The 15,065-nt window shown below is 68.8% G+C and carries 12 protein-coding genes; 6 read left to right on the forward strand and 6 right to left on the reverse strand.

What is annotated here, in order from left to right:
* Positions 1-3 precede the first annotated feature (3 nt).
* The 3 genes from DOM67_RS20230 to DOM67_RS14185 all read left to right on the forward strand — a co-directional run bounded on the left by DOM67_RS20230 (position 4) and on the right by DOM67_RS14185 (position 4,692).
* Positions 4-2,316 carry a GNAT family N-acetyltransferase gene (locus tag DOM67_RS20230; RefSeq protein WP_157958867.1) on the forward strand — a complete coding sequence of 771 codons (2,313 nt, stop codon included), beginning with the start codon at positions 4-6 and terminating at the stop codon, positions 2,314-2,316.
* A gap of 112 nt (positions 2,317-2,428) precedes the next feature.
* Entirely contained in the window at positions 2,429-3,904 is a 1,476-nt protein-coding gene (locus tag DOM67_RS14180) for an aminoacyl-histidine dipeptidase (protein ID WP_110677059.1), read from the forward strand.
* Positions 3,905-4,050: 146 nt separating this feature from the next.
* Positions 4,051-4,692 carry a Vat family streptogramin A O-acetyltransferase gene (locus DOM67_RS14185; RefSeq protein WP_110677061.1) on the forward strand — a complete coding sequence of 214 codons (642 nt, stop codon included), beginning with the start codon at positions 4,051-4,053 and terminating at the stop codon, positions 4,690-4,692.
* A gap of 42 nt (positions 4,693-4,734) precedes the next feature.
* On the opposite strand, the gene DOM67_RS14190 is transcribed toward DOM67_RS14185, so the two are convergent.
* Together DOM67_RS14190 and DOM67_RS14195 are read right to left on the reverse strand one after the other, a co-directional pair.
* On the reverse strand, positions 4,735-5,883 hold the full coding sequence (locus DOM67_RS14190; RefSeq protein ID WP_232825269.1) for a phosphatase domain-containing protein: 1,149 nt from the start codon (positions 5,881-5,883) through the stop codon (positions 4,735-4,737).
* Positions 5,884-5,997: 114 nt separating this feature from the next.
* The gene (locus tag DOM67_RS14195) at positions 5,998-6,561 is read right to left on the reverse strand and encodes a type 1 glutamine amidotransferase domain-containing protein (protein ID WP_110677063.1); all 564 of its coding nucleotides are present in this window, start codon (positions 6,559-6,561) and stop codon (positions 5,998-6,000) included.
* A 162-nt stretch (positions 6,562-6,723) separates the two neighbouring features.
* Between DOM67_RS14195 and rmuC the strand changes: the two genes are divergently transcribed.
* Positions 6,724-8,370: a DNA recombination protein RmuC gene (rmuC, locus tag DOM67_RS14200; RefSeq protein ID WP_198651824.1), complete on the forward strand. Its 1,647-nt coding sequence runs from the start codon at positions 6,724-6,726 to the stop codon at positions 8,368-8,370.
* Here the strand turns inward: rmuC and DOM67_RS14205 are convergent.
* The 4 genes from DOM67_RS14205 to DOM67_RS14220 all read right to left on the reverse strand — a co-directional run bounded on the left by DOM67_RS14205 (position 8,367) and on the right by DOM67_RS14220 (position 13,777).
* Complete coding sequence (locus DOM67_RS14205; protein ID WP_110677065.1) at positions 8,367-9,947, reverse strand: chemotaxis protein CheW; 1,581 nt, start codon at positions 9,945-9,947, stop codon at positions 8,367-8,369. The genes rmuC and DOM67_RS14205 overlap by 4 nt on opposite strands.
* Entirely contained in the window at positions 9,944-11,680 is a 1,737-nt protein-coding gene (locus DOM67_RS14210) for a PAS domain-containing methyl-accepting chemotaxis protein (protein ID WP_232825270.1), read from the reverse strand. The genes DOM67_RS14205 and DOM67_RS14210 overlap by 4 nt, the downstream gene beginning before the upstream one ends.
* 196 nt (positions 11,681-11,876) lie before the next feature.
* Positions 11,877-12,350 (reverse strand): Dps family protein, encoded by a 474-nt coding sequence (locus DOM67_RS14215; protein WP_110677068.1) that lies wholly within the window; start codon positions 12,348-12,350, stop codon positions 11,877-11,879.
* Between the two features lie 284 nt (positions 12,351-12,634).
* Positions 12,635-13,777, reverse strand: a complete 1,143-nt coding sequence (locus DOM67_RS14220; RefSeq protein ID WP_110677070.1) for a glycerate kinase — start codon at positions 13,775-13,777, stop codon at positions 12,635-12,637.
* 198 nt (positions 13,778-13,975) lie between these two features.
* Here DOM67_RS14220 and DOM67_RS14225 point away from each other — a divergent pair, with 198 nt between their 5' ends.
* Together DOM67_RS14225 and DOM67_RS14230 are read left to right on the forward strand one after the other, a co-directional pair.
* Positions 13,976-14,590: a hypothetical protein gene (locus tag DOM67_RS14225; protein ID WP_110677072.1), complete on the forward strand. Its 615-nt coding sequence runs from the start codon at positions 13,976-13,978 to the stop codon at positions 14,588-14,590.
* Positions 14,587-15,015 (forward strand): hypothetical protein, encoded by a 429-nt coding sequence (locus DOM67_RS14230; RefSeq protein ID WP_157958868.1) that lies wholly within the window; start codon positions 14,587-14,589, stop codon positions 15,013-15,015. The genes DOM67_RS14225 and DOM67_RS14230 overlap by 4 nt, the downstream gene beginning before the upstream one ends.
* Positions 15,016-15,065 lie beyond the last annotated feature (50 nt).

Raw genomic sequence — 15,065 nt, forward strand, 5'->3', positions numbered from 1 at the left:
GACGTGAGCCCGCTGGCCGCGTGGCTACGTGCGCAGTGTGACGGGCTGCGTGAGCGCCGGGTGCGCGGGGTCCTGTGGATCGCCGCCGACCCCGGCACGGCGCTGACGCGCGCTGGCGCGTGGATCGCCGCCGGCGACTGGCGCGCGCCGCTGTGGGTCGGCCCGGCCAGCGAGCGCGTGTCGCCCGACATACCCCGGATCGCTGCATCCAGGGCGCGCTCGCGGCTGGGCCAGGAACACGATCTGGTGGTCGTCGATGCCGCCTCGCCCCAGGGGGGCTTCGACCCCGACGCTTTCGGTGCGCTCAGCGGTACTGTCCTCGCCGGCGGCTGGCTGGTGCTGCTGACCCCGGCGCACTGGCTCACCCCCGAGGCGGGCCCGTGGCGGGGCGACGCCGACTACCGCCGGCTGACCCAGTGGCCCCACGCGGCGGACATACTGAAGGCGCGCTATCTGCGCCGGGTGGCGCGGGGGCTGACGGCTGCAGAAGCGGTGGCCGTGTGGACGCCCGACGCGGCACTGCCGCGGGCGGGGCGGGCGACGCTATCGGCGGGTGGCCCGGCACAGGCGCAGACACCGCCATCGACACCGACGAGCAGGGACACCGACTGTCTCACCGCCGATCAGGCCGAGGCGGTGGCGCGGCTGACCCGGCTGCGCCGGCGCCGGCCGCTGGTGCTGGTCGCCGACCGCGGGCGCGGCAAGAGCGCCGCCCTGGGGATCGCCGCGGCGCGCCGGCTGCAGCAGGGCGAGCGGCAGCTCTGGGTGACCGCGCCCTCCCGCGAGGCGGTGGCGCCGCTATTTGCGCGCCTCGTGGCGCTGCTGCCGGAAGGCCGCGTGGATGAGGCGGGTTTCACCCTGGCCCTGGCGGGGCAGACGGCGCAAATCACCTGGCTGCCGCCGGAGCGGGTGCTGCCCGCGCTCGAGGAGGCAGAGGTCGACCCGCACTCGCCGCCGACCCTGCTGGTGGACGAGGCGGCGGCGATCCCTGCCCCCCGGCTGATCCGCTGGCTCGAACGCTTTCCGCGGCTCGCCTTTGCTACCACGGTGCACGGCTACGAAGGCACCGGGCGTGGCTTCGAGGTGCGCCTGCGTGAGCGTCTCGACCGGCTGACGCCCGGCTGGCGGCGGCTGCGTCTGAGCGCGCCGGTGCGCTGGGCCGAGGGCGACCCGCTGGAGGCGCTGACCCGCGATCTGCTGTGCCTCGATGCCGAGGCGGCGAGCGCCGAAACGGTGGCGGCCAGCGCCGTCAGCCACGCGCCGCAGGTGGTCTGGCTCGACCGCGAGGCACTGGCGGCGGACCCCGAGCGGCTGGCCCAGGTCTTCGGACTGCTGGTGCAGGCCCACTACCGCACCGCGCCCAGCGATCTGCGTCATCTGCTCGACGGCCCCGAGGTCATGCTGCCGGCGGTGATGCTCGGCGAGACGCTGGTGGCGATCGCCGTGGTCCAGCCGGAGGGGGGCTTCGACGCCGCCCTGGCCGAGGAGATCCACCAAGGCAGACGCCGCCCGCGGGGGCACCTGATGGCGCAGTCGCTGGCGTTCCATGGCGGCCACCTCGACGCGGCCCGCGTGCGCTGGTGGCGACTCATGCGGATCGCCGTGCATCCGGCCTGGCGCCGCCGTGGTGTGGGCAGCCAACTGCTCGCTGCGGTGGCCGAGGAAGCCGGTGCCGCAGGGGTCGGTCGGCTCGGCGTCAGCTTCGGCGCCGAACCGGGGCTGATCGCCTTCTGGCGCCGGGCCGGGTTCGTGAGCCTGCGCCTGGGGTTGACCCGCGAGGCGGCCAGCGGCGAGCCGGCACTGATGCTGGGGCGGGGGCTGACGCCTGTGGCGCGGGATGCGCTGGCCACCATGGCAATGGATTTCCGTCTGCTGCTGCCGGATCTGCTCAGCCAGGCGGCGCGGGATCTCGACCCCGAGGTGGCGGCGGCACTGTTGTGGGAAGGGGAGCCCGACCCGGCCTCTTCGGTGGTCGAGGCGCGACTGGCCTGGTTTGCCGCCGGTGGTGGCGAGTTGGCCCTGGTGCGGCCCTGGCTGCGCCAGGCGTGGCTCGACTGGTGGCGACGCCAGCCCGTGCCCGGGGGAGAGGTGGCGTCTGTCAAGGCGGACAATGCGCCGGGCGGCGATGCCGCCTCAGCGCTGGGTACGCCGTCAGCCATTGCCACCGCAGTGGCGGCCCTGTTCCAGGGCCATGACGAACGCCTCTCGGACGACGGCCGGCGGGGGCGCCAGGAGAGCGCCCGGGCGCTCGCCCGTGGCCTGCTCGCAGCGGCCGGTGAAGGCGGCGATATGGTCAAGCCGGCGCCGGGCGAGTAAGGTGTTGGCACGCAGAAACAGGCCGCCCGCCGCGCTGCGGGCCGGGCCCTTCTCTTCCTTCACCGTTGGAAGCCTGCCGCCGCCTGCCGGTGTCGGCGAGGCCGGAATCGACATGAACGATCATCTGTTAACGCTCTCCCCCGAACCCGTCTGGCGTCATTTCCGTACCCTGTGCAACACGCCGCGCGCCTCGGGGCACGAAGCCCGACTGGTGGAAACGCTGGAGCAGTGGGCCGATGCCCAGGGGCTCGCCCACGATCGCGACAGCAGCGGTAACCTGCGTATCCGCAAGCCGGCCACGCCCGGCTGCGAGTCGGTGCCGGGGATCATTCTCCAGGGCCATCTGGACATGGTCACCCAGGCCAACGCCGACCGCCCCCACGACTTTCTCAACGACCCGCTCGACACCTACGTCGACGCGGGCTGGCTGCACGCCCGTGGCACCACCCTGGGCGCCGACAATGGCCTCGGCGTGGCCGCTGCGCTGGCGATCCTGGAAACCGACGACATCGCCCACGGGCCGATCGAGGCGCTGTTCACGCTGGAAGAAGAGACCTCGATGAAGGGCGCGCTGGGTCTCGACGAGGGCTGGCTCGAAGGGCGCTATCTGCTCAACCTCGACTCCGAGGATCGCGGCGAGGTCTACATCGGCTGCGCCGGCGGTGCCGACGTGGTGATCGATGCCGACCTGCCGATGCGCGGCTGTGACGAGGAAGAGGTGATGCGGCGTCTCGCGCTCACCGGTCTGGTCGGCGGTCACTCCGGGGTCGATATCCACAAGGAGCGGGGCAACGCCAACCGACTGCTGGTGCGCGCGCTGCGGGCACTGGAGGAGTACGACATCCGTCTGGTCGACTACCACGGCGGCACCCTGCGCAACGCTCTGCCGCGGGAAGCCTTCGCCACCATCGTGGTCAACGCGAGCCATCTGCCGGCGCTGGAAGCGACCCTGGCCGAGCTGCAGGCGCTCTACCGCGACGAGCTGGCCGGTGTCGACGACGGCGTCACCCTGACGCTCTCGTCGGGCGAGCTCTCCTGCGACGAGGCCGAGGCGTTGACCGACACCGCCACCGACCTGCTGGTGGCGGCGCTGCATGCCTCGCCCTACGGCATCGAGCGCATGAGCGTGGAAGTGCCGGGCGTGGTCGAGACGTCCAACAACCTCGGCGTGGTGACGCTGGAGAACGGGCGTTTCCACCTCTGCGCGCTGGTGCGTTCGCTGCGCGACAGCGCCACGCGCAACCTGGCCGACCGCTTTACCGCGCTTTTCGGGCTGATCGGCGCGCGCACTCGGGTCGAAAACGGCTATCCGGGCTGGACACCGAGCGCCGACAGCGCGCTGCTGGCCCGCTTCAAGCGTCTGCACCAGGAGACCCTGGGCCAGGAGCCGGCGGTCAAGGTGATCCACGCCGGGCTCGAGTGCGGCATCATCGGCAGCAAGTACCCGCAGCTGGAGATGATCTCCTTCGGCCCGGTGATCCGCGGCGCCCACTCGCCCACCGAGCGCACCGAGATCGCCTCGGTCGAGGAGTTCTGGCGGGTCCTCAAGGCGCTGGTGGCGGATATCGGCTCCGGCCGCGCGGCCTGAAAGGCCCCTGCCGGATAGGTATCTTCAGGCCGGTGACGTCATGACGCCGGCCTGACAACGACAGCGCGCTTCGACACCCCGCGGCGGAGTGCGACTGCTCCCCTGGGGTTGAAGAAACGCGTTGGAAAAGTCGTTGGAGAAACGCCGTGCACGGTCCGAACCCAGACACCAAGCACCCCATGGCAGGGTTCCCGCAGGTTTGTTTCATCAAGAATACGGTGCGGAATCCGAATATCGTCGTCGGCGACTATACCTACTACGACGACCCGGAAGGGGCGGAGAATTTCGAACGCAACGTCCTCTACCACTTCCCATTCATTGGCGACAAGCTGGTCATCGGCAAGTTCTGCGCCATCGCGCGTGGCGCGACCTTCATCATGAATGGGGCCAATCACAAGCTCTCAGGCATCTCCACGTATCCTTTCCAGATCTTTGGCAACGGCTGGGAAAAGGTCATGCCGGAAGCGGGTGACTTGCCGTTCAAGGGTGACACCGTCATCGGTCATGATGTCTGGATTGGCTACGACGCGCTGATCATGCCAGGTGTCACCATCGGCAATGGTGCCATTGTCTCTTCACGCGCCGTGGTGGTCTCCGATGTGCCGGCCTATACCATCGTGGGTGGCAATCCGGCCAAACCGATCAAACAGCGCTTCGCGGCGGAAGACGTGGCCAGGCTCAACGAACTTGCCTGGTGGGACTGGCCCATCGAGACCATTACGCAACACCTGGCGCACATCGTCTCGGGGGATATCGATGCGCTGATGGCGTGCGCGCCCCGGGCCTGACGCCTCATCCCATCCATGGTGTCAGAGCACCGCCACAGCGCATCACTCTCGCTGTTGCTGGGCGCGGGTATCGGCGCGTACCGCCTCGCAACCCTCCTCCGAGATCAGCCCCTTGTCGCGGGCGTGCTCGGCCATGCTCACGCTGTCGCGGGCGAGCACCAGTTCGCAGCCGGCCTGACGCAGCTCTTCGGCCAGCGCTGCGATCGCGGCGTCGCGCGCCGGGTCGTCGTCCACCTTGCGGATATAGATCGCGCGCACCCGGTCCGGGTGCGCCTTGACGATCTCGGTATAGACCTCCGGGTCGCGCTGGCCGCTGTCGCCGATCAGCACGAAGGGCAGGTCTTCGTAGAGCGCCAGCATGTTGCGGATCACGTCCGACTTGTGCTCCTCCGCCTTGCGCGGCCAGGGGCGCTTGAGCGTCATGCCCCACTCACGCAGGAACAGGATCGGGCCGACCGGAATGCGGTTCATGTTGAAGAACGCTTCGAGCATCTCGTAGATGCTCCAGGGCCCGCGCGAGACATAGAGCATGGGGCGCTTGCGATTGCCCTCGACACCGCCGTAGAGCGCACGATAGAGCGCAGCAACACCGGGAAAGGCGGTGCGCCGGTCGGCGGTCTCGACGAACAGCCGATAGAGCATCTTGAGCTTGTTGGCGACCCCGGTGTACATCACGGTGTCATCGATATCGCTGATCACGATCAGGTCGGTGCTGGCCGGGGGGATGTAGACCTCGGTCTCGGTGCTGATCGCGTCCTCTTCGGAAATCACCTGCAGCTTGGCGGTGTGCCAGATCGCGTCGGCGGGGAGGGTATGGGTGATCTCGATATGCGCATAGAAGTAGCCATCGCGGTCGGTGGTCACCGAAGCGTGGGTGGCGCCGAGTCGGATGTCGACCCGCGCCTCGGCGATGCCGCGGCGTACTACGCGGCGGGCGATATCGACCACGTCCTGCATCATGCCGCCCTCCTGCCACGCCAGCAGGCGCCCTGGCTGACGGAACACGCGCCCCATGATGAAGGCTTCGCGCTGGGAGCCATAGCCGCGAAATGGGTGCACCACGACCCCGCCACGGCCACTGTCTCGGCGCACCGGCCGTGTGAACAGGCGCACCAGTTTCTTGGCGAAGTGGGCCAGCTTGCCGATGAACAGGCGCGGCAGGCGGCGCGATGAAGAGGGGAAGTGGGTCACGGGCTGGCGGTTCCTGGGTCGAGTGCCTTGAGTATGCGGAGCACAGGGCGATCCCGCAAAGCACACGAAAACGCCCGCCTGACGGCGGGCGTTCGGTCTCGTGCGGGGTGACGCTCAGGCGTGCTGATGACTGTGCCGGCCTTCGGCCAGTTCTTCGAGCAGCTTGGCGTTGAAGGCATCGAGATCCTTCGGTGTGCGGCTGGTGACAAAGCCGCTGTCGACCACCACCGGTTCGTCCACCCAATGGGCACCGGCATTCTTGAGATCCTGAGCGACCGACGCCACCGAGGTGAGCTTGCGCCCCTCGACCACGCCAGCGTTGATCAGGATCCAGGGCGCATGGCAGATCGCCGCGACCGGCTTGCCGGCCTCGAAGAACGCCTTGACGAAGGCCAGCGCCTTGTCGTTCAGGCGCAGGGTGTCCGGGTTGAACAGGCCGCCCGGCAGTACCAGCGCATGGTAGTCGCTGGGGTTGGCGGCATCGAGTGCCTTGTCGGCCTCGTAGGTGTCACCCCAATCGGTCTCGGCCCACGCGCGAATACCCTTGCCGTCCGGGGTGATGACGTGAGTTTCCACGCCCTGGCCTTGCAGTGCGGCGCGGGGAGAGGCAAGTTCGGACTCCTCGAAGCCGTCGGCGGCGAGAATGGCGACGCGTTTACCGTTGAGTTGCTGAGCCATCGTGACCTCCTGGTCGTGATGTGTCATGGAGTGTATGGGGTCGTGGGCCATCCCGGTCCACGTGTTGCCCGCCCCTCAGTGTGGAACATGAGGGCGAGAGTGCAAGGCGGCCCTGGCGGGCGGCGGTAGGATCATGGAGGGCATGAGCGGATGGAGAGCGCGATGAACGCGGATACGGTGGCGCTCGCCTGGGGGCTGGCCTGTGTGCTGGCGCTGGCTGGCGGGGTGGCGCTGTGGCAGTGGCGTCAGGCAAGCGCGAGGGGGGCAGGGCTCGGCGCGCGGCTGCGCGAGGCGGAGAGCCAGCGCCAGCGCCTGGAGCAGGAGCTGGCCCAGAGCGATGCCCAGCAGGACGAACTGCGCGAGCGCGAGGCCGAACTCAAGCGTCAACTGGCCCAGCGCGACCAGCAGGTGGAGAGTCTCAATGCGCGCCTGGCCGATCTGCGCGAGCGCTATGGTCGACTCGAGACCCTGAACGAGCAGCAGCAGCGCCAGCATGCCGAGCGCCTGGAGCTTCTGGAGCAGGCCAAGGCGCGCCTGGCCCAGGAGTTCGAGGCGCTGGCGGGGCGGATCTTCGACGAGCGCCAGCGTGCCTACAGCGCCCAGAGCCGAGACAGCCTCGAGGCGCTGCTCAAGCCCTTCCGCGAGCAGGTCAGCGGCTTCCGCCAGCGTCTCGAGGAGATTCACGGTGAGGAGGTGCGCGAGCGCACCACGCTCAAGGTGCAGATCGACCAGCTCGCCACCCTCAACCGTCAGATCACCGAAGAGGCGGCCAACCTGACCCGAGCGCTCAAGGGCGACAAGAAGATGCAGGGCAACTGGGGCGAGGTGATGCTGGAGTCGGTGCTCGAACGCTCCGGATTGCGCCGCGATATCGAGTACCGCCGCGAGGTCTCGATCGAGGGCGAGCAGGGGCGTCAGCGCCCCGATGCGGTGATCTACCTGCCCGACGACAAGCATCTGATCGTCGACGCCAAGGTCTCGCTCAACGCCTATGTGCGCTACGTCAATGCCGAGGAGGACGCCGAGCGCGAGCAGGCGCTGCGCGCCCACGTGCAGGCGATCCGCGCGCATATCGACGGGCTGGCGGGGCGTGACTACCCGCGTCTGCCGGGGCTGCGCTCGCCCGACTTCGTGTTTCTGTTCATGCCCATCGAGCCGGCCTTCGCGGTCGCCTTCCAGTTCGATGACACCCTGTTCCAGGACGCTTTCTCGCGCGACATCGTGGTGGTCACGCCGACCACGCTGCTGGCCAGCCTGCGCACCGTGGCGAGCCTGTGGAACCTGGAGCGCCAGAACGAGAACGCGCGTCATATTGCCGAGCGCGCCGGCAAGCTGCTCGACAAGTTCCAGGGCTTCGTCTCGAGTCTCGAGGATGTCGGGCGCCACCTGGGCCGTGCCCGGGGCAGCTACGACCAGGCCATGGGGCGGCTCGCCACCGGCCAGGGCAGTCTGGTCGGCCAGGCGCTGGCGCTGGAGAAGCTCGGCGTACGCATGAAGCGCGCGTTGCCCGAACATCTGACCCGGGAGGCGGGGGCAGACGCCGACGAAGTGGCACTCGATCGAACGCCGCGCGGCGCCGACGCGAGTCGCGTGGGTGAAGACGAAGAGAACGGGCGTGCCGAGGATGCGCACACCAAGGGTGAGCACGCCGAGAGCGGCCCTAACGAGAGTGGCCATGGCGAGAGTGGCCATGGCGAGAGTGGCCATGGCAAGAGCGAGCGCGCCGAAGACGGCGCGCATACCGGTAGCGGCGAGAGCGATGCCGCACCGGGTGCGCGAATCCGTTCGGAGCCGGGCAGGTCGGACTAGACGGGCTCGGCGGTGTCGTCGGCTTTCGGCAGCGCTGCACTGCTCGCCGCCAGGTCCATGGCCAGGCCCTGCAGGCAGATCATCGCCATCACCTGATGGCGGGCGCCGACGCCGAGCGCCACCAGCCGCTTGGCGCGTTCGATCGCTGGGGCCTCGGGGTCGATGTCACCGCGCCAGCGCACCACCAGACTCTCTTCGGCCGCCTCGACGTAGTCGATGCGCTGCACCGCGTCGGCGAGAAAGCCGATCAGCCCCTGGCCGCTGTCGGCGATCAGCACGTGCTGGGGTGGGCGCGACGCGTCGCGACCCAGCAGGTGGCGCAGATCGACCAGGGCCACACTGTGCCCGTGACGGCGCCAGACGCCGACGAAGCGCGGGTCACCGCCGCTCTTGAGATAGTCGGTGGGGGCGACGTCGACCGCGTCGAGCTGATCGAGCAACGTGGTGTAGTCTCCGTCACAGGTGAAGCGCACCAGCGCGAAGCGTCGCCGGGGTTGGTGCTCGGCGGTCGGGCTGCCCGTCTGGGTGCCGTCGAGCCGCGCATGCAGGCGCGCCAGCGCACTCAGATTGAGCGCCGACAGCAGCTCCCGGTGATCGAGCGCCAGCGCATCGCGCCCCGTGGGGCCGACGACCAGTCCGGCCACCGCCGCCGGCTGCCCCGGGCCGGCGGGCGACAGGGTGCCGTCGGCACTGAGCGCGGTGACGTGTTCCAGGGCCAGTGCCAGACGCCCCTCGGGGCCAGCGAGCACCACCATGTAGCTGGGCCGTGCGCGCTGCGGGGCGCGCCCGATCAACTCGCCGGGGGCGAACAGGGGCAGCCGTGCACCGCGCAGCGTGACGTTGCCGAGGTAAGCGTCGAGTTCGATCGGCGGCGGTTCGATCTCGGGGCAGTTGGCGACCTCGCCGACGATCTCGGTATCCAGCGCCAGCGCTTGGCCGCCACTCTCCACGATCAGCCAGCGCCGGGCGCTGATCCGCGTCGGCGTGGCGTCACTGGTCAGTGTCGGCGGCGCCGAAGCGTCGGACGATTGGCGCTCGGTCAGCGCTGGCGACGGTGTCACCGCGACCATCTCTTCCAGCGCGAACAGCGCATCCAGATCGAGCAGGTACGCCGGGTTTGCCAGGCTCGGGTGATCGATCAGCGAAGGCGTCAGTGCCAGGGTGCTGCCGTCGCCGTGGCTCACCGCATGCTGCTGGTCAGCCAGCACTTCGATCACGTCCACGATCTGGCTCACACACAGCCCGAAACGCGCACCGCGATGCGCCACCACGGCGACGAAGCTGGCCTGGGACCTGCTCTGGCTGTGGCCACTGCTCCGGGCGCCGTCGACATGGCGTTTATCAGGGGTATCGAGAGTGGACGCTGCCGAGACGTCATGATCGAGCTGCAGCAGCCCGGCCAGGTCGACCAGCGGTAGCGGCTGGCCACGCAGCGACAGTGTGCCCCGCGACCATGCCGGCGCCCGCGGCCGTGGTGGTGGCAGGCGCTCCAGGCGCACTACTTCTTGCAGATCGTGGGCATCGAGCGCGACATCGCCGGCACCGACGCGCAGGATGCCGAAGACGCGTGCGCTCATGATTTCGCCCGCTCCTCGCCGCGGGTCGCCCGGGCCAGTTCACGGATCGCGGTATCCACCTGATTGGCGGTCTCGAGCTGGGCGCTGGCGGTGGTGGCGATCTCCTCGATCGAGTCGGTGGTCTGGGCCACCCCCTCGACAATGCGCGCGAACGAGTCGGTGGCGCGCTGGGTCACGGCGTTACCGCTGTCGATACGCTTGAGCGATTCGCCCAACAGACGGTTGATCTGACGTGTGGCGTCGGCGGACTTCTCGGCCAGCTTGCGCACCTCGTCGGCAACCACCGAGAAGCCCAGCCCGTGCTCACCGGCGCGGGCGGCCTCGATCGCGGCATTGAACGCCAGCAGGTTGGTCTGCGAGGCGATCTCGCCGATCACCTTGACGATCGCATCGATATCCTCGGACGACTTCTGGATCGCTGCCATCGCCTCGCGCGAATCGTTCAGCGACTGGGTGCCGCGGCCGGCCTCCTGCTGGGTCTCGCGGGCCAGCGAGCGGGTCAGCTGGGTGTTCTCGGCGATCGAGGCAATGGACGCGTTGAGCGCGTGGATCGACTGGCTCATGGCCTCGGTCTGGGCCTGGATATGCTCCTCCAGCTCGACCTCGGCGGTGATGTCGGTGGCGAACTTGATCACCTTGTAGGGCTTGCCGTCGGCATCGAAGATCGGGTTGTAGGTAGCCTGGATCCAGACCCGGCGTCCATGCTTGCCCAGACGCATGAAGCGGCCGTCGAACAGTTCGCCACGGCTCAGCGCCAGCCAGAAGTCGCGGTACTCGCGGCTGACCACATGATCGGGCGCGCAGAACATGCGGTGGTGTTGACCCTCGATCTCGTCGGCGTGGTAGCCCAGGGTATCCAGAAAGTTCTGGTTGGCGGCGAGGATATTGCCCTTGAGGTCGAATTCGATCACTGCCTGGGCGCGGTCGATGGCGTTGATCCGGCCCTCGAACTCGGCGTTGCGCAGGCGTTCGGCGGTGACGTCGTGGGCGAACTTGATCACCTTGTAGGGGCGCCCGCTGGCGTCCAGGATCGGGTTGTAGCTGGCCTGCAGCCAGATATCGTGACCGCGCTTGTCGAGACGGCGGAACTCGCCGCTGTAGAACTCGCCCTGGCGCAGCCGCGCCCAGAACTGGCAGTAGTCGTCGCTCTTGGCGTAGTCCGGCTGGCAGAACAGCGCGTGGTGACGCCCTTCGATCTCATCCAGGGTGTAGCCCACGGTATTGAGGAAGTGCTGGTTGGCAGTGAGCACATGGCCGTCGAGATCGAACTCGATCACCGCCTGGGCGCGATCGATCGCCTTGACCTTGCCCTCGTACTCGGCGACGGCACGCTTCTGCAGGGTGATGTCCGAGGCCAGCTTGATCACCTTGTGCGGTTTGCCCTCGTCATCGAGCACCGGATTGTAGGTCGCCTGCAGCCAGATATCCTCGCCCTGGCGGGTGACGCGCTTGAACTCGCCGCTGACGAACTCGCCGCGCCCCAGGCGCGTCCAGAACTCCTGATAGGCGCGGCTCTGGGCGTAGCGCTCATCGCAGAACAGGCGGTGGTGCTGCCCCACCACCTCGTCGCGGCGATAGCCCATGGCTTCGAGGAAACGCGCGTTGGCGTCGAGCACGTGGCCGTCGAGATCGAACTCGATCACGGCCTGGGAGCGGTTGACCGCCTGCCACAGCGCCTCCAGTGGCGGGGCGGCGAGTGAGTCGGAGCTGTCGGCGGGAGTATCGAGGGACATGGTCTGCCTCCGCGGTGCGGGAAGTAAGCCGCGAGCCTGCCGGGTTGCAAGGCTCATGGTGGGTAACGCACAACATCGGCTGGGGCGGGGCGAAGTTTAATGAAACGCGACTATCGGCGAGATAAACCGGGCCCAAAAGACGATGCCGCCCCGGAGGGCGGCATCGTCGTCATCAGCGGCGGTGAGAGCGAACGCGTCAGCCGAGGTAGGCGTTGAGCATCCAGACCGTCTTCTCCTGCTCGCGGATATAGTCGCTCGCCAGCGAGGCGGTGCCCTCGTCGTCGGCGTCGCTGGCCTGGGAGAGCAGATCGCGCTGCAGCTCGATCAGCACCTGGAAGCCCTCGACCAGCCCGCGCACGCACTGCTTGCCGTCGGAGACCTTGGTGTCCTCCTGGATCTTCGACACCGAGAAGTAGTCGCTGTAGGCGTGCAGCGGCTGGTAGCCCAGGGTCAGGATACGCTCGGCGACCTCGTCGACCTTGGTCAGCAGGTCGGTGTAGATCTCCTCGAACTTGGCATGCAGCTCGAAGAACTGCTCGCCCTTGACGTTCCAGTGGTAGCCACGCGTGTTCATGTAGAAGATCTGGTAGTTGGCCAGCAGCGCATTGAGTTTTTCCGCGAGCTGCTCGGCTGCGGATGCGTGCAGGCCGATGGCGTTGGTATCCGACATGACATTCCTCCTTAGAAAGAGATGGGCGCGACCAAAGTGTATGCCGCCATGCCGCCGCTGCCCAGCCAAGCCTGGGTATGGCCGGCATAGGCCCCGACTATCCGAGAGAGTGTTTACAAAATGCCTGCGCTCGACAATACGGCGTTGAAATCGATCTCAAAGTACTCATTTACTCCATGTAAACTCCGCTTTTTCGATCGATTTCGCCTTGTCTTGTCTTCGCTCGTCGAATTTGTAAACACCCTCTGAGATATCATAGCCGTCCGCGGGAAGAGGATATCCTCTCAGGCACGCTCGCGCTCGGCGCGCCACACCCGTGCCAGGCTGCGGGCGTTGTCCTCCAGCAGCGCCGCACAGCGGTCCAGCGCGGCGTCGAGGGTGAGCGGGCCGTCGGCGAGAGCGAAGGCAGCGGTGACGCCGTGGTCGAAGGCCGCCTGCCAGCCGTCGCCCAGCCGACCGGCCAATACCACGCTGGGCACCCCGGCCTGCTGCGCGCGCCGGGCGATCCCGATCGGTGTCTTGCCGGAGAGGCTCTGACCGTCGAGCTGACCTTCGCCGGTGATCACCCAGTCGGCGCCGGCGAGCAGTGCATCGAACCCGACCTGCGCCATGACCAGCTCGATGCCGGGGCGCAGCTCGGCAGCGAGAAAGGCGCGGGCGGCAAAGCCCATGCCGCCGGCGGCGCCGGCGCCGGGCAGCTCGCGGTGGTCCTCGCCGAGGACCTGAGCGGCGTGGTCGGCGAAGTGCGCCAACGCCGCGTCGAGACGTTCGACGTCGGCGTCGCTGGCGCCTTTCTGCGGGCCGAAGATGGCGCTGGCCCCTTGGGACCCGAGCAGCGGGTTATCGACGTCGACGGCGGTCTGAACCGTCAATGAGGCCAGCCGCGGGTCGAGGCCATCGAGATCGAGTGTCGCCAGCTCGGCCAGCGCCGCGCCGCCCGCGGGCAGCGGCTGGCCGTCGCCATCCAGCAGCCGGGCGCCGAGGGCCACCAGCATGCCGGCACCGGCGTCGTTGGTGGCACTGCCGCCCAGTGTCAGCACCAGGTGGCGGGCGCCGGCGTCCAGCGCGGCCAGAATCAGCTCGCCGACCCCATGGGTGGTGCTGTGAAGGGCGGTGCGCTCGTCACGCGTCAGGGCCTGCAGCCCGCTCGCCTCCGCCAGTTCGATGAAGGCGGTGTGCGACGCGGCGAGCCAGCCCCAGTGCGCCTCGGCGGGGCGGCCCAGCGCATCCTGTACCCGGGCACGGCGCCGCTCGGCGCCGGTGGCCGCAAGCAGCGCATCCAGCGTGCCTTCGCCGCCATCGCCCATGGGGCACTCGTGCAGGCTCGCCTCGGGCCATTCGCGGGCGATGCCGCGGGCCACGGCGGCGGCGGCCTCGCGGGCGCTGAGCGCGTCCTTGTAACTGTCGGGAGCAATGACGATCTTCATCGAATCCTCGGCTGTGGCTGACGGCGTGGGGGCAGTGGCGTCACCAGCATAGCGTCGTTCGACGGCCGCGGCGACGGCCCTGCCCGCGGCATGCGGTGGAGCGCAGACAGTTTTCGTGCAACGCCTAATGGACATGGACCGGCGAAGGGCCAACTGGCATGCTCACGCTGTTCGCCGTTGCCTCTCGAGGAGAGTGCCATGAAACCATCATCCTGGCGTTGCCGGTGGCCCCGCGCGACGCGTCCAGGCTCCACCGGTTGGCTCGTCGTCGGCGCCGTGGTGGCGCTGACCAGCGGCTGCCAGTCTCTGGCCACGCCGGCACCGCTGGCCGCCAACCGGTCGGATTCACTGCCCGCCGCCTGCCAGTGGCCGGCCACCGGGGAGACCCTGGCGCGCCTGCGCGCCACCCGCCAGGCGCTGGAGCAGCAGGGCTATCAGGTGCTCGACACCGACGCCAAGCTGGGCCTGGTCAGCGCCGAGCGGCGCACCGCCCAGCCCGGGCTGGGGGCGGTCGATAGCCCCTTCGGACGCACCGGCTTCTGGGGCGGCTTCGGCCTTGGCGGGGGCCACGGCTACTCGCTGGGCGTCTTCCAGGGCTTCGGCGGCGGCTACAACACCGATCCGGTGCAGATCGAGCGGGTCTCGGTGGTCACCCCCGAGGCGACCACCTTTGTCGATCGCGATTCGGTGGTGGTCGACCACAACGGCTACCTGATCGACGCGCGCAGCTACAACCAGCCCGGCTTCTGCGCCCAGTTGCGCCAGTCGATCGAGTCCCGGCTGGCGGCGCCGGCGGCGGGGGTGAGCCCATGAGCCGGTTGCTGCCCGCCCTCCCGCGCCGCGGTAGCGTGGGCCTGTGCCGCGCGCTGATCCTGGGCCTGCTGCTGGGGCTCGCCGGGTGCGCTGTGAATCCGCCGGCGCAGCCGCGCAGCATTGCCGTCAGCGCCAGCGAAGATGCCACCCTGCGCGCCACCCTGGCGATGCTCGCCGAGCGCGGCTTCGTGATTCGTCAGGCCGACGGCGACCTGCGCCAGATCGATGCGGTGCTCGCCTCGCGCAGTGGTTACGAGGTGCACGCCGAGGTCAGCGGCGGCAGCCAGCGCCCGCCGGGGCTGGTACTGCAGAACGGAGATACCTATCTAACCCTGAGCGGGCGTCGCGGCGGTCAGCCGTTGGACGCCGCCGCGCTCGATCCGCTGTTCATCGACGTGCAGCGCCGCCTGGGGCTGCTGCCGTGACCGGCAAGTCGCATGCCTTTCGGCCTCATCTGGCTCGGCGGCGTCTTGAC

Origin of the sequence: Salinicola sp. RZ23 (assembly GCF_003206675.1) — a bacterium.
Classification (GTDB): Bacteria; Pseudomonadota; Gammaproteobacteria; order Pseudomonadales; family Halomonadaceae; genus Salinicola; species Salinicola endophyticus.